Origin of the sequence: Paraburkholderia sp. ZP32-5 (genome assembly GCF_021390495.1) — a bacterium.
GTDB lineage: Bacteria > Pseudomonadota > Gammaproteobacteria > Burkholderiales > Burkholderiaceae > Paraburkholderia.
The window spans coordinates 1,264,531-1,279,856 of sequence record NZ_JAJEJP010000002.1; the positions used below are offsets into that span (position 1 = coordinate 1,264,531).

Below are 15,326 nucleotides of genomic sequence, written 5' to 3' on the forward strand. Positions count from 1 at the left end.
CACAGGCTGCGCCACGTACTCTGTCATAAGGAAACTACATGTCCGATACGGCAAACCAGGCCCCTCACGCAGATCTGCGTGAATTTATCGAACGCTGCGAAGCAGCGGGCGAACTCGTGCGCATGAAGGGCGTGCACTGGAATCTGGAAATGGGCGCGCTCGCGGAAATCGTCAACCACAAGCGCGCGGAAGCTCCCGCGATCCTGTTCGAAAATATTCCAGGCTATCCGGCCGGTATGCGCGTGCTGTCCGGCGCGACCAATTCGTCGAAGCGTCTGGCGCTGACGCTCGGTTTTCCGGAGCCGAAACATCCGCTCGACGTCGTGCGCGCGTACCGCAACCGCATGAAGACGTTCGCGCCGATTGCGCCGCGTGAAGTCGAAAGCGGTCCGATCTTCGACGTGATCGATCGGGATGACGATGTGAACGTGCTGAAATTTCCGGTGCCGTTTCTGCATGAGCTGGACGGTGGACGCTATATCGGTACGCACGATCAGGTCATCATGCGCGAGCCGGACGAAGGCTGGATCAACCTCGGCACGTATCGCGTGATGGTGCACGACGAAAAGAGCGTTGGTCTGTGGATGTCGCCAGGCAAGCAAGGCCGGCAGATTCGCCAGAAGCACGCGGATCGCGGCGAGCCGACACCGGTTCTGATCTGCTGCGGCATGGACCCGCTGATGTTCCTCGCTTCCGGCAATGAATTGAAATGGGGGCTGTCCGAATACGACTATGCAGGCGGTCATCGTGGCGCACCGTTCGAAACGGTGAAGAGCGAACTGTACGGCCTGCCGATGCCGGCACACGCGGAAATCGTACTCGAAGGCGAAATCCTGCCGGGCGACGACAAACTGGAAGGTCCGTTCGGTGAGTTCACCGGCTATTACGCAAGCGAGCCGAGCAATCAGCCGGTCGTGCGCATTCGCCGCGTCTACCATCGCAAGGACCCGATTCTGACGATGGCTTCGCCGATGCGCCCGCCGTCGGATTTCAACTTCAGCAAATGCGTGACGAAGTCCGGCATGATCTGGGACGAGGTCGAACGCGCGGGCCTGTCGGGCGTGCAGGGCGTGTGGTGCCATGAAGCGGGCGCCGCGCGCATGTTCAACGTGATCTCCATCAAGCAGGCCTTCGCCGGGCACGCGAAGCAGGCGGGTTTGCTCGCTGCCGGTTGCCAGTCGGGTTCGTACCTGGGGCGCTATGTCGTGGTTGTCGATGACGACGTCGATCCTAGCGATATGTTCGACGTGCTGTGGGCGATCAGCACGCGCGCCGATCCCGCGCAGGACATCGACATTATTCGCCGTGCGTGGAGCGGTCCGCTCGATCCGATTGTCGATTCGGCTTCGTCCACGAATTCCCGCGCGATCATCGATGCATGTCGTCCGTTCGAACGCATCAAGAACAAATCTTTCCCGCCGGTCGCACGTGGCAGCAAGGAGCTGATCGCGCAAGTGGAAGCGAAATTCGCGGATGTGCTGAAGAATATCTAAACCTTCTTCCGCGTTGAAACAAAAACGCCTGCTGGTTTAGCAGGCGTTCTTTTGTCCATTGAGCGCTTGAATCGCTCATTGATCACGCGGCAAATCAGGCACACACGTCGGGCACACACGTGGCCGCTTTTTCGACAGCCCGGTGCAGCGCATACCGGTGCATCGGCCATGGTTCAACAGGCAATGGGGTGGGAGATGGGGTTTAGTCTTAACGGCATGCGCATCGGCGCGCGGCTAGGCGCGGGTTTTGGCGTGCTGCTCGTGTTGCTGTGTCTGCTCGGCGGCTTCGGTGCGTATCAGGCGTCGTCGATCAATGCCAGCACGGTCGATATCGCGGATAACTGGCTCGTCGCATTGCGTACGCTCGGCGAAGTTCGCGCGGCCGCGAATTCGGTGCGTAGCGCCACCTTGCATTCGGTACTCGAAAGCAGCGCCGACGGTAAGCAGCGGCAACATGCGGAGCACGACCGGCAACTCGCTCTGTTCGATGTCTCGATGGGCAAATACGAAAAGGCGGTCACGACCTCTGACGAGGCCGCGATCTTGCAAAGCATCAAGGCGGCCTGGACCGGCAATCAGGTGTTCGACAAGCAATTGCTCGCGTTGTCCGAGGCGAACAGCGATGCGGATGCTCACACATTGGCCGTGGGTGAGTCGGCCGCCGCGTTCGCGAAAGTGATGGATGCAATCACCAAAGATATCGTATTTCAGCTGAAAGGCTCACAGGCCGCCCGACGCACGGCCGCGTCGAACTATCATGCCGCGCTGTGGGCTACCGGGGCGCTGATCGGTTTGTCGATCGTGCTGGGTATCGGCACGGCGATCGTTATCACCCGGTCGATTACGGAACCGTTGAATAAAGCGGTGTCGGTTGCACAAACGGTTGCCGGCGGCGACCTGACATCGCGGATCGTCGTGCAAGGCCGTGACGAGCCGGCGCAACTACTCGATGCGTTGCGCACGATGAACGAAAACCTGGCCGCGCTGATCGGCCGCGTGCGCAGCAGCGGTGACAGCATCGCGACGGGGGCTTCGCAGATTGCCGCGGGCAACACCGATCTGAGCGCGCGGACCGAAGAGCAGGCTGCATCGCTCGAGCAAACCGCGTCGAGCATGGAAGAGCTGAACGCCACCGTGCGCCAGAATGCGGATAGCGCGAAGCAGGGCAACATGCTGGCCGCGAATGCATCGGAAGTCGCGGTTCGCGGCGGAGAGGCGGTCGGGCGCGTCGTGCACACGATGCAGGAAATCTCCGAGAGTTCGGTGAAGGTAGCCGACATCATCGGGACGATCGAAAGCATTGCATTCCAGACCAATATCCTCGCGCTCAATGCCGCGGTCGAAGCGGCTCGCGCGGGCGAGCAGGGGCGCGGTTTCGCGGTGGTCGCGAGCGAGGTGCGCGCGCTGGCGCAGCGCTCGGCGACGGCCGCGAAAGAGATCAAGGATCTGATCGGCGAGTCGGTGGATCGCGTGCGAACGGGCACGGCCCAGGTCGATGAAGCGGGGCAGACGATTCAGGAAGTGGTGTCGGCGGTGCGTCGCGTGACGGATTTGATGGGCGAAATTTCCGCGGCGTCGCAGGAACAGCACGACGGTATCGAACAGGTCGGGCGCGCCGTCGTACAGATCGATCAGGTGACGCAGCAGAACGCGGCGCTAGTCGAGCAGGCGACGGCTGCCGCGCAATCGATGGCCGAACAGGCGCACGGGCTGCGCGATGCCGTTTCCGTGTTCAAGATCGCGGATGAACATGTTGCGGGAGCGTTGGCACGTTGATGGTCGTGCCGGGTTGACCGCGGCGCAGCAGATCATTTACCTGCCGCATTCGCCCCCGGTTGATCCTCGTAGTGCGCGCGCTTTTCCTCGTACATCAGCAGGTCGGCGCGCTGCACACCTGCTTCCAGTCGCTCGCCACGCTGGCAGGTTGCCGCGCCCATCGAAAAGCTCAGCGGCGAGCCCGGATAAAACTGGTTGTTCATCTCCACCAGTTGGCGGATCGCGTCGATCATCGCGGCGCCGCCGCGCTCGTCGGTGTCCGGCATCAGGACCGCGAATTCGTCGCCGCCGATACGCGCGGCGTGGAACGGCGTTTCCATCGCCTTCGCGAGCACTTCGCCGGCGCGGCGCAGCAGCGCGTCGCCGGCCGCGTGGCCGAGTTGATCGTTGACGCGCTTCAGCCCGTTCAGATCGGCCATGATGATCGTCACCGGCCACGGGCCCTTGCGTTCGAGGCGGTTCAGTTCATCCACATAGAACGAGCGGTTGCGCAGCTTGGTCAGCACGTCGTGCTTGCCGAGGAATTCGAGGTACGCCTCGGCTTTCTTGCGCGCGGTGATGTCGGTGAGCGCGACCAGGACCAGGTCCCAATTGTCTTCGTGACCGGGCAACACGGAGAACTGCAGGTGCACATACACCTCGTTGCCGTCGAGCGAATAGTTGAGTACCTCGCGCTGCTGGAACAGCTTGTTGTCCCACAGATCGATCAACTGCTCGCGGAAATGCGGGCGCATATCGTCGCGGAATACGTCGGGCAGGCGCGCGAGCAGCGTTTTCTTGTCTTTCGCGGCGAACATCCCGAGCGTGTGATGGTTCACGTCGAGTACGTGAATTTCCGCCATGCAGCGTTCGACGAACTCGGGGTGCACATCGGTAAACACGCGGAAATCGTTGATACCCGCCGCGCGCGCGCCGTCGAGCAGGCGTTTGACCGCGCTGAAATCCTCGACCCACAGCGATACCGGCGAATGCTCGAACAGGCCGCGCGCGTATTGCTCCGCGAGCGTGACGCGGTGCCGCGCGCCTTCGAGTTCGGTAATGTCTTCGGTCGATACCAGCACGCGGTCCCAGCGCTCTTCGTGGCCGGGCAGCACCGAGCCCTTGAGCAGCACGTCGAGCCGCCTGCCGCCGAGCGTGTAGTTGACCGTATGGCTGGTGAAGTTCGATTGCCCCGCCCACAACTGGCACAACTCCTCCAGATGCGTCTTCAGCATGTCGTCGCGGAACACGGAGGCGAGGTTGTTCGTCAGCGTATCGAAGTCGGCGGCTTCGAACTGCGCGAGCGTCTGGCGATTGACCTTGATCACGCGGATGCTGTGCGCGCACTCGGCCACCCGGTTCAAATCTTCGGCGAACCAGGCGCGCAGATCGGTCACGCCTTCGGCCCGCCACGTGTCGAATAGCGCGCGGACGCCGCTGAAGTCCTCGAGCCACAGCGAAACGGGCGCGAGTTCGAACATCCCGGAATCGTCGTTGATAGGGGTTGAGCCGCTCTTCAGGGTATCCAGCATGAGGTTCTCAGGGGCGAAGTTGTGGCTATTTTATGACGGGTTGCCGCCGTCCGAAAATGAAAGACTTTTGGCGTGTGGTTTTTGCGCAGGCACGGCGGATCAAGCAGCGGCCGTGTACGGGTCGCATCGAGCGCGGCTTTCTGCGTGGAATGCGCAGCCTTGCTACACTCGATCGCCGAACATTTCGTCCAGAACCCTTTCATTGATGCCATCGGGCACAACGCCTTTATGAAGCCATCCCTGCTGGTCCTGATTCATCTGAGCGACGCAAGCCGCGCGAGTGTCGATGCCGCTTTCGACGTGATTTACGCGCCCGATCCGTCGCGGCGCGAAGCCGCAATCGCCACGCACGGCGCGGCGATCCGCGCCGTGCTGACCAATGGCACGACCGGTCTGACGGCCGCCGAAATCGACCGTATGCCGCAGCTCGAACTGGTCAGCGCACTTGGCGCCGGCTATGAAAACCTGCCGCTCGATCACGCGCGCTCGCGCGGTATCGTGCTCGTCAACGGCGCGGGCACCAACGATCAGTGCGTCGCCGATCACGCGTTCGCGTTGCTGCTGGCCGTGGTGCGCGACGTGCCGCAACTCGACCGCGCGACGCGCGAGGGCGTGTGGCGCGATCACTTGCCGTTTCAACCGCAAGTGTCGAACAAGCGTCTGGGAATCGTCGGGCTCGGCCATATCGGCATGCAGGTTGCGCGGCGCGCGGCCGGCTTCGACATGGAAGTCGGCTATCACAACCGTAAGCCGCGTGAAGATGCGCCGCTGCTGCGCTATTTCGATGGCGTCGAAGCACTCGCGCGCTGGAGCGACTTTCTCGTCGTCGCAACGCCGGGCGGCGCGGGCACCCGGCATCTGATCGATGAAAAGGTGCTGGCGGCGCTCGGCCCGCACGGATTCGTGGTCAACGTGTCGCGCGGCAGTGTCGTCGATACCGCCGCGCTGGCTCGTGCACTGGCGGCAGGAACGATCGCGGGCGCCGCGCTCGACGTCTACGAAGGCGAACCGGAACCGCCGCAAGCGCTGCTCGAACTGCGCAACGTGGTGTTGACGCCGCACGTGGGCGGCCGCTCGCCGGAGGCGATCACCGCGTCGGTCGATAACTTCCTCGACAACGCACGCCGGCATTTCGCCGGCGAGGCGGTGCTGACACCGATCTGAAGCGCTGAAACAGTGAGACAGTGAAGCAGCGCAACGCTGTTTCACCGTCACTTTTCCCCATCGCGCACCGCGCGTGCGCCGATGTACTCGTATTCCTCGGTATTGAGCCGCGAGATCCGCAGTTCGACCGTGCTGCGGTGGTACGAATACGCAATGCGGCGAATCTCGAGCAACGGCGCGCCTGCTTCGACGCCGAGCTGCTCGCTTTCGAGTTGATTCGCGAGCGCGACGTGCACGCGCTCGTCGGTATCGACGACGTTGATGCCGAAACCGTCCTGATAGAAGTTGTATAGCGTATTCGGCCGATTGCGCAGTTTGCTTTCCGTCAGGCCAGGAAACAGCGCTTCGGGCACGGTGATATGTTCGATCAGCACCGTCTTGCCGTGCAGCGCGAGTCCGTTGACGAATTGCAGTACGCGCGCGCCGGTCTCGATGCCGAGCGCGGCGGCGACCTCGCGCGACGCCCGCGCTTTGCGGAATTCGATCAGCGTGACGACCGGGTAGGCCTTGTCGCCGTCGCGCCGCACGACCCGGAAGAAGCGAAAGAAGTGCCGGTCGCGCTGATGCATTGCCACGAACGTGCCGAGGCCCTGATGACGGATCAGGATGTTCTCCGCGCATAGTTCGTCGATGGCCTTGCGCAGCGTGCCGATCGATACGCCGAAACGCTCGGCCAGGCGCTTTTCCGACGGAATGCATTCGCCGCCTTTCCATTCGCCGGCCGCGAGCGCGGCAAGAATTGCGCTCTTGACCTCCTTGTAGCGAGTGCCGCCCAGCGAGGGCGCATTGATCGCGAGCGTGCTCATGAAAACCTCTGCGATACGCGGGCATCCTGCCCGCGATGGTTGAACCTGGCCCGATTCTAAACGACTGGATCATCTGGCACATCTGGATGAATCCCGATGCGTCGGCTCGACGCGACAGCACATACGAGTCTTCTAACACATATAGATGACCTAGTTGACATTGGAAAAATCGCCGCCTAATATCAGTTCACCGCGGCGCACTTCGCTGCGCTGCCCCGGCGGCCCCACGCCGCATTCAAAATCATGAACGGAGACGCGAATGAGCAATCCCACGGCAGACATTAACGACACCGCAGCAGGCGCGTCGGCTGAGCGCAGGACGATCCACATCGTTTTGCACGAGGCGAAAGACACGGTCGGCGTGGCGGTCGTCGAGGGCATCAAGGCGGGCACGCTACTGAACGCATGGATCATGGACGACGACGAAATCGTCACCGTGCCGGCGAAGCAGGACATCCCGATCGGCCACAAGGTCGCGCTGAAAGACATGGCCGTCGGCGACACGGTGTTCAAGTACGGCGTCGACATCGGCAAGGTGGTCGCGTCGATCAAGGCGGGTGAGCACGCTCACGTGCACAACATCAAGACGAAGCGCTGGTAAGCCACGGCACCGCACAACGGCAACGCGCAATGCGCGCTTTTGCGTGCACCACCGCATGCTTGCACGCGCATCCCAGCTTCGCGGCACCGAGCCGCCCCTCACTGCACTATTCGAACGAGAGAGACACCATGAGCGTGATTGACCTGGATACGACTTTCCGCGGCTATCGTCGCGACAACGGCCGCGTCGGCGTACGCAACCACGTGATCATCCTGCCGGTCGACGACCTGTCCAATGCCGCGGCGCAGGCAGTCGAACACAACATCAAAGGCACGATGGCGCTGCCCCATCCGTATGGGCGGCTGCAGTTCGGCGCCGACCTGGATCTGCATTTCCGCACGTTGATCGGCGCGGGCAGCAATCCGAACGTCGCGGCGGTCGTCGTGATCGGCATCGAGGAAGGCTGGACCAAGCGCGTGGTCGACGGTATTGCGAAAACCGGCAAGCCGGTGATGGGCTTCGGCATCGAGCTGCACGGCGATCACGACACGATCATGCGGGCATCGAAGGCGGCGAGAGAAATGGTGCAGTACGCGACGTCGCTCGACCGCGAAGAATGCCCGATCTCGGATCTGTGGGTGTCCACCAAGTGCGGCGAATCGGATACCACGTCGGGCTGCGGCGCGAATCCGACCGTCGGCAACGCCTTCGACAAGCTCTATGGGCTCGGCACCACGCTCGTATTCGGCGAGACCTCCGAGCTGACCGGCGGCGAGCAGATCGTTGCCGCGCGCTGCGCGAACGATGGCGTGCGCGAGCGCTTCCAGTTCATGTTCGATCGCTATCAGGACATGATCAATCGCTGGAAAACGGATGACCTTTCCGAGTCGCAGCCGACCAAGGGCAATATCGCGGGCGGTCTGACCACGATCGAGGAGAAGGCGCTCGGCAATATCCAGAAGATCGGCAAGAAGTGCATGGTCGACGGTGTGCTCGATAAAGCCGAGGAGCCGACGCATGCGGGCCTGTGGTTTATGGACTCGTCGTCGGCGGCCGCGGAGATGGTCACGTTATGCGCGGCCTCCGGCTTCGCGGTGCATTTCTTTCCGACGGGCCAGGGCAACGTAATCGGCAATCCGATCGTGCCGGTCATCAAGATCTGCGCGAATCCGCGCACGGTGCGCACGATGGGCGAGCATATCGACGTCGACGTGACCGGCATTCTGCAGCGCGAGCAGAATCTCGACCAGAGCGGCGACAAGCTGCTGCAATGCATGATGGCGACGATCAACGGCCGTTTCACCGCGGCCGAAGTGCTCGGTCATCGCGAGTTCGTGCTGACGCGTCTGTTCGAAAGCGCCTGACGCAAGCGGCTCGACCGCTCCGCCAGCCCACGCGGCGCGCGGAGCGGTTCTCACATTCCCGGCGCATGCCGGCACGGACAGGCAGCTCGAAGAAGCGGCCGAGACACCCACCGTGACCGGCACATCATGCGGCAGGGCGCCGGCTCGACATCTGGCAGCAGCGAGTGGAGGAGACACCATCTTGCGCGTGCTCAAACATCTCTACGTGCAGGTCCTGATCGGACTTGCGGCTGGCATTATCGTTGGTCATTTCGCGCCCGCGTTCGGCGTGCAGATGAAACCGCTGGGCGATACCTTCATCCGCCTCATCAAGATGCTGATCACGCTGGTGATCTTCTGCACGGTTTCCGTGGGCATCGCGCGGATGGAGAGCCTGAAACAGGTCGGCCGCGTCGGCTTCAAGACGTTGCTGTACTTCGAGGTCGTGACGACGATCGCGCTCGTGCTCGGACTCGTCGTTGCGAACCTGCTGCGTCCTGGCGCGGGGCTGAATATCGACCCCGCGTCGCTCGACGCGCATGCGGTCACGCATTACGTCGAGACCGCGCACAGTGCGTCGTCGAGTTTCATCGACATGATCGTGCCGAACTCGGTGGTCGGCGCGTTCGCGCGCGGCGATCTGTTGCAGGTGCTGCTGTTCTCGGTGTTGTTCGGCATTGCGCTGTCGATCATGTCGCAGCGCAGCCGGCTGTTGATGCGCGGCATCGAGCAGTTCGGCGACACGCTGATGCGCATCGTCGAAATGATCATGCGGCTTGCGCCGCTCGGCGCGTTCGGCGCGATCGCCTTCACGGTCGGCAAATACGGAATCGGTACGTTGCAGCAGCTCGGTCTGTTGATCCTGTGCTTTTACATCACGAGCATCCTGTTCGTCGCGATCGTGCTCGGCTCGGCCGCGCGTTGGGCAGGGGTCGGGCTGTGGCCGCTGCTCAAGTATTTCCGCGAAGAACTGCTGATCGTGCTCGGCACGTCCACCACCGAATCCGTGCTGCCGCGTCTGATGGAAAAGCTCGAACGCATGGGTTGCCCGCGCGCGATCGTCGGGCTCGTGCTGCCCACCGGCTATTCGTTCAACCTCGACGGCGCGGCGATCTATCTGACGATGACGTCGCTGTTCATCGCGCAGGCCACCAATATCCATTTGACGCTGATGCAACAACTGGGTTTGCTGGCGATCCTGATGCTGACGTCGAAGGGTGGAGCGGGAGTGGCGGGCGCCGCGCTGGTGGCGCTGACGGCGACGCTGTCGACGCACAACATCATTCCGGTCGCGGGCATCACGCTGATTCTCGGCGTCGACCGGGTGTTGAACGAAATCCGCGCGCTGACCAATATGATCGGCAACGTGGTCGCGACACTGGTGGTCGCGCGCTGGGAAGGCGCGTTCGATGCGAAAGCGGCGCGTGAATTCCTTGCCGCGCCGCGCGAGGTGCAGGAACAGGTGGCGGCACAGCCGGCGCGCAAACCGCAACCGGCGCAAACGGGTGAGCCCGGTCTCGAAGAACGCGGCACGCCGGTCATGACAAAGTGATGCGCTGACTGATGTGCCGACTGATGCGCTGACAACGACACAACCCGAGGAATGTAGATGGCTCGACTGTATCCCGACGCACTCACCACGCTAGCGATCGACGCGCTGCGCCGCGCGGGCGCGTTGCCGGCGACCGCCGCATCGACCGCGCGCGCGCTCGTCTATGCGGACGTGCGCGGCTTGTCGTCTCACGGCGTATCGCGTCTGCCGATGTATTGCGCGCAGTTGCGCAACGGCCGCGTCGATCCCGCCGCGCAACCGGTGATCGTTGCGGATCGCGGCGCGGCGGTGTTGATCGACGGCGCGGACGGCCTCGCGTTTCCGGCCTGCGATCTCGCGATCGAGACACTTGCCGGGCGAGCGCGGCAATTCGGCAGCGCGGTCGCCGGGATCCGGCGCAGCCATCATTTCGGTGCCGGCGCCGCGCATCTGGCTGCGCTCGGCGAAGCGGGGATGGTCGCACTCGCGTTCAGCAATTCGCCGGCCGCGATGCCCGCCTGGGGCGGGCGCCGCGCGCTGTTCGGCACGAACCCGATTGCGGCCGTGTTTCCGCGGCGCAACGGCGCGCCGCTCGTGATCGACCTCGCGTTGTCGCAGATCGCGCGCGGCAAGATCGCACTCGCCGCGCGTGACGGCAAACCGATTCCGCAAGGCTGGGCGACCACGGCCGACGGCACGCCGACGACCGACGCGCGCGCCGCGCTGGACGGAATGATGCTGCCGTTCGGCGGCGCGAAAGGCGCGATGCTCGCGCTGGTCGTCGAACTGCTCGCTGCCGCGCTGACGGGCGCGAACTTCGGCTACGAAGCGGGTTCGTTTCTCACCGAGGACGGCGAGCGCTCGCGCATCGGCCATCTGTTCTGGGCGATCGATCCGGGTGCGCTCGCGGGTGACGATGCGTATCTGTCGCGCGTCGAAGCGTTGATCGAGATGATGCTGATGGACGACGACGTGCGTCTGCCCGGCTATCGGCGAGACCATCTCGCGCAAATGGCGGGCAAGGAGGGCGTCGAGATTCCGGATGCGTTGATCGCACAACTCGAAGGACCCGTTCGGGTAAACGCTTGAGCAAGGCGATTGGGTAAGCCCCACCAACTGTAACGAAGCACACACAACGAATCACGCGCCACTAGACACGCGCGCGACAAAAGCGCATAGCTGAAAGCCAAACGGAAACTATCGGAAGGCCAGATAGTTTCTGTCGAAAATCGCGATTTCCCTTGTGACGCCGACGCGCATACGATGGTCGATAGCGCATGACCAGTGCGCATGACCAGCGCGTATCGACAGCGGGCATCGGCAACGTGCATCGAGCACCGCGTTGCGCGCGCGTCGGTCCAACCGCAGCAGCGACGGAGATTGCCCATGGAGCACCGCGCCCGCACGCAGAACGAACGGCTCGACGTCAAAACCACCACCTGCTACATGTGCGCGTGCCGGTGCGGCATCCGCGTGCATCTGCGCGACGGCGAGGTCCGCTATATCGATGGCAATCCGGAACATCCGCTGAACCAGGGCGTGATCTGCGCGAAGGGCGCGTCCGGCATCATGAAGCAGTACTCGCCCGCGCGTCTGACCCAGCCGCTGATGCGCAAGGCCGGCGCGGAGCGCGGCAGCGCGCAGTTCGAGCCGGTATCGTGGGAAGTCGCGTTCGACGTGCTCGAAAAGCGCCTCGCGGCGATTCGCTCGACCGACCCGAAGAAGTTCGCGCTCTTCACCGGCCGCGACCAGATGCAGGCGCTCACCGGGCTCTTCGCGAAGCAGTTCGGTACCCCCAACTACGCGGCGCATGGCGGCTTCTGCTCGGCGAATATGGCGGCCGGCATGATCTATACGATCGGCGGCTCGTTCTGGGAATTCGGCGGCCCCGATCTCGACAACGCCAAGCTGTTCTTCATGATCGGCACCGCCGAAGATCATCATTCGAATCCGCTGAAAATCGCGATCTCGAAGTTCAAACGCGCGGGCGGGCGCTTCATCGCGATCAATCCGATTCGCACCGGCTACGCGGCGATTGCCGACGAATGGGTGCCGATCAAGCCCGGCACCGATGGCGCGCTCTTCATGGCGTTCCTGCACGAACTGATCGCCGCCGATGCGTGGGATCACGAATTCGTGCAGCGCTACACGAATGCGGCGGAATTAATCGATCTCGCCGAAGGCAGCGAAACCTTCGGCCTGTTCGTGCAAGATCCCGATCGGCCCGTCGGCAATCCGCTGTTTCCGCAGAATCATCTGTGGTGGGATTCGCGGGCCGCGCGCGCGGTGCCGCATCACACACCGGACGTGACACCGGCGCTCGACGGCCGCTATACGCTCGCTAACGGCAAGCCGGTCACGCCGTCGTTTGCGTTGCTGCGCGAGCGCGTGGCCGCCTGCACGCCCGAATGGGCGGCGGCGATCACCGGTATCGCCGCCGGCACGATTCGCCGCCTCGCCGCCGAGATGATCGATACGAACCGCCGGCATCGCATCACGTTGCCGGTGCGCTGGACCGATGCGTGGGGCGAGACGCACGACACGGTCACCGGCAATCCGGTCGCCTTCCATGCGATGCGCGGCCTCGCCGCGCATTCGAACGGCTTCCAGTCGATTCGTGCGCTGGCCGTGCTGATGTCGCTGCTCGGCACGATCGACCGTCCCGGCGGTTTCCGTCACAAGTCGCCGTTTCCGCGCGCGGTGCCGCCGTCGGCGAAACCGCCGAATAGTCCCGACGCGGTCAAGCCGAATACGCCGCTCGCAACCGGCCCGCTAGGCTGGCCCGCCGCGCCCGAGGATCTGTTTATCGACGAACACGGCGGCCCGGTGCGCATCGACAAAGCGTTCTCGTGGGAATACCCGCTCGCGGTGCACGGCGTCATGCACAGCGTGATTACCAACGCGTGGCGCGGCGATCCGTATCCGATCGACACGTTGATGATTTTCATGGCCAACATGGCGTGGAATTCGTCGATGAATACGATGAAGGTGCGCGAGATGCTTGCCGACAAGCATCCGAACGGCGAGTACAAGATTCCGTTTCTCGTTGTGTGCGATGCGTTCCAGTCGGAGATGACCGCGTTTGCCGATCTGATCCTGCCCGATACGACCTATCTCGAACGCCATGACGCGATGTCGATGCTCGACCGGCCGATCTCCGAGTTCGATGGTCCGGTCGATTCGGTGCGGGTGCCGGTCGTGCCGCCAACCGGCGAATGCAAGCCGTTCCAGGAAGTGCTGATCGAACTGGCGTCGCGCCTGAAGTTTCCCGCGTTCACGAGCGCCGACGGCACGCGGCGCTTTCGCGACTATCCGGACTTCATCGTCAATCACACGACGACACCCGATTCCGGCGTCGGCTTTCTGATCGGCTGGCGCGGCAAGGATGGCGACAAGGCGCTGGTTGGCGAGCCGAATCCGAAGCAGTGGGAGCAGTACGCGCAAAACAACTGCGTGTTCCATTACCGCCTGCCCGAGACCCTGCAGTACATGCGCAACTGCAACGGGCCGTATCTCGACTGGGCGGTCAAGAACGGCTTTCGCAAGTTCAGCGAGCCGATCCTGATCCAGCTTTACTCGGACGTGATGCAGAAATTCCGGCTTGCCGCGCAAGGGCGCAGCAGCGGCAGACAGCCGCCCGAACATCTGCGCGCGCGGGTCGAACGGTATTTCGATCCGCTGCCGTTCTGGTATGCGCCGCTCGAAAGCACGGCGACGGATCTGCAGCAATTTCCGCTTGCCGCGGTCACGCAACGGCCGATGGCGATGTATCACTCGTGGGATTCGCAGAACGCGTGGCTGCGGCAGATTCACGGCGAGAACTATCTGTATGTGAATCCGCAAACGGCGCTCGCGAGCGGAATTGAAGACGGCGGCTGGATCTACATCGAATCGCAATGGGGCAAGGTGCGTTGCCTCGCGCGTTTCAGCGAAACCGTTGAGCCCGGAACGGTATGGACGTGGAACGCGATCGGCAAGGCGGCGGGCGCGTGGAATCTCGGTCCGAACGCGAACGAATCGCAGCGCGGCTTCCTGCTCAATCACCTGATCACCGACGAACTGCCCGGCCACGACGAAGCGGATGCGCGTCTGTCGAACTCCGATCCGGTCACGGGGCAGGCCGCGTGGTACGACGTGCGGGTACGCATTTATCCGGCTGAAGCCGATGCGCGGCACACGCTGCCGCAATTCGCCGCGATGCCCGCATTGCCGGGCGCGCTCGCGCAGCAGGGCATCGTGTCGCGCGTCGTGCAGACCTATTTCGCGGGGCGCGGTGAATTCGCGGCACGCCTGCGCGGCGCGGCCCGGCGCAAGTCGCGTGACGGTAACGATGGCTAAAGCAACGGCGAGGAGCTGGCGATGACCCAGATGGCGTTGGTGATCGATCTGAACGTATGCGTGGGATGCCAGGCGTGCGTGACGAGCTGCAAGGAATGGAATACGTCGGGCGAATCGGGCAGTCTCGCCGACTTCAATCCGTACGATGCAGACCCGTCCGGCACGTTCTTCAACCGCGTGCAGAGTTTCGAGGCCGGCAGTTTCCCCGACACGGAGATGATCCATTTTCCGAAGTCGTGTCTGCACTGCGAGGACCCGCCGTGCGTGCCGGTCTGTCCGACCGGCGCGAGCTATAAGCGCAAGGAAGATGGCCTCGTGCTGGTCGACTTCGATCGCTGTATCGGCTGCAAGTATTGCGCGTGGGCGTGTCCGTACGGCGCGCGCGAGCTCGACGAAGGGCGCAAGGAGATGACCAAGTGCACGTTGTGCGTCGATCGCATCCATGACGAGAATCTGTCGGAGCGCGATCGCCAGCCGGCCTGTGTGCTCGCCTGTCCGACTTCGGCGCGGCTCTTTGGCGACATCCACGATCCCGAATCGGTGGTGTCGCGCGCGATCAAGGAGCGCGGCGGCTATCAGCTGATGCCCGAATGGAACACGCGGCCGGCCAATCACTATCTGCCGCGCGTGCCGACGACGACCACTGGTTGCGGCGGCGATAGCTGTTCATGCAAATCGGCCGGCTCGGGCGCTGATGATTTTGCTGGCGATGCGGCGCAATCCTCTGGCTCGCCGGATTCGCGGCTCGAAGCGCAGCTCGAACGCGGCGAACTGCATCTCGCGTCGATCGCGACGCGTGTTTAAACGAGCAGCGTGAACAGGT

11 protein-coding genes are annotated in these 15,326 nt (G+C 63.3%); 9 read left to right on the plus strand and 2 right to left on the minus strand.

Translation table 11 applies throughout. The features are described 5' to 3' along the window. Positions 1-38: 38 nt before the first annotated feature. Positions 39-1,493, plus strand: a complete 1,455-nt coding sequence (locus L0U82_RS24420) for a UbiD family decarboxylase (RefSeq protein ID WP_233835263.1) — start codon at positions 39-41, stop codon at positions 1,491-1,493. 195 nt (positions 1,494-1,688) lie between these two features. Further along, positions 1,689-3,269: a methyl-accepting chemotaxis protein gene (locus tag L0U82_RS24425; RefSeq protein WP_233835265.1), complete on the plus strand. Its 1,581-nt coding sequence runs from the start codon at positions 1,689-1,691 to the stop codon at positions 3,267-3,269. Between the two features lie 32 nt (positions 3,270-3,301). Here the strand turns inward: L0U82_RS24425 and L0U82_RS24430 are convergent, their stop codons facing one another. Beyond that, on the minus strand, positions 3,302-4,780 hold the full coding sequence (locus L0U82_RS24430) for a sensor domain-containing diguanylate cyclase (RefSeq protein WP_233835267.1): 1,479 nt from the start codon (positions 4,778-4,780) through the stop codon (positions 3,302-3,304). A gap of 228 nt (positions 4,781-5,008) precedes the next feature. Here L0U82_RS24430 and L0U82_RS24435 point away from each other — a divergent pair, with 228 nt between their 5' ends. Then, positions 5,009-5,944, plus strand: coding sequence for a 2-hydroxyacid dehydrogenase (locus L0U82_RS24435; protein WP_233835268.1), 936 nt, complete (start codon positions 5,009-5,011; stop codon positions 5,942-5,944). A 47-nt stretch (positions 5,945-5,991) separates the two neighbouring features. Here L0U82_RS24435 and L0U82_RS24440 read toward each other — a convergent pair whose 3' ends face one another. Further along, the gene (locus L0U82_RS24440; RefSeq protein WP_233835269.1) at positions 5,992-6,750 is read right to left on the minus strand and encodes a GntR family transcriptional regulator; all 759 of its coding nucleotides are present in this window, start codon (positions 6,748-6,750) and stop codon (positions 5,992-5,994) included. Between the two features lie 259 nt (positions 6,751-7,009). On the opposite strand from L0U82_RS24440, the gene L0U82_RS24445 reads away from it, so the two are divergent. From L0U82_RS24445 to L0U82_RS24470, 6 genes are all read left to right on the plus strand, one after another. After that, entirely contained in the window at positions 7,010-7,351 is a 342-nt protein-coding gene (locus L0U82_RS24445; protein WP_233835270.1) for a UxaA family hydrolase, read from the plus strand. A 128-nt stretch (positions 7,352-7,479) separates the two neighbouring features. Further along, a complete protein-coding gene (locus L0U82_RS24450) occupies positions 7,480-8,655 on the plus strand; it encodes a UxaA family hydrolase (protein ID WP_267929679.1) in 1,176 nt (391 codons plus the stop codon). A gap of 181 nt (positions 8,656-8,836) precedes the next feature. Then, positions 8,837-10,186 carry a C4-dicarboxylate transporter DctA gene (dctA, locus tag L0U82_RS24455; RefSeq protein WP_233835271.1) on the plus strand — a complete coding sequence of 450 codons (1,350 nt, stop codon included), beginning with the start codon at positions 8,837-8,839 and terminating at the stop codon, positions 10,184-10,186. A 57-nt stretch (positions 10,187-10,243) separates the two neighbouring features. Further along, complete coding sequence (locus tag L0U82_RS24460) at positions 10,244-11,254, plus strand: Ldh family oxidoreductase (protein WP_233835272.1); 1,011 nt, start codon at positions 10,244-10,246, stop codon at positions 11,252-11,254. Between the two features lie 297 nt (positions 11,255-11,551). Then, complete coding sequence (locus tag L0U82_RS24465) at positions 11,552-14,503, plus strand: molybdopterin oxidoreductase family protein (RefSeq protein ID WP_233835273.1); 2,952 nt, start codon at positions 11,552-11,554, stop codon at positions 14,501-14,503. Positions 14,504-14,524: 21 nt separating this feature from the next. After that, positions 14,525-15,307, plus strand: a complete 783-nt coding sequence (locus L0U82_RS24470; RefSeq protein ID WP_233835275.1) for a 4Fe-4S dicluster domain-containing protein — start codon at positions 14,525-14,527, stop codon at positions 15,305-15,307. Positions 15,308-15,326: the final 19 nt, after the last annotated feature.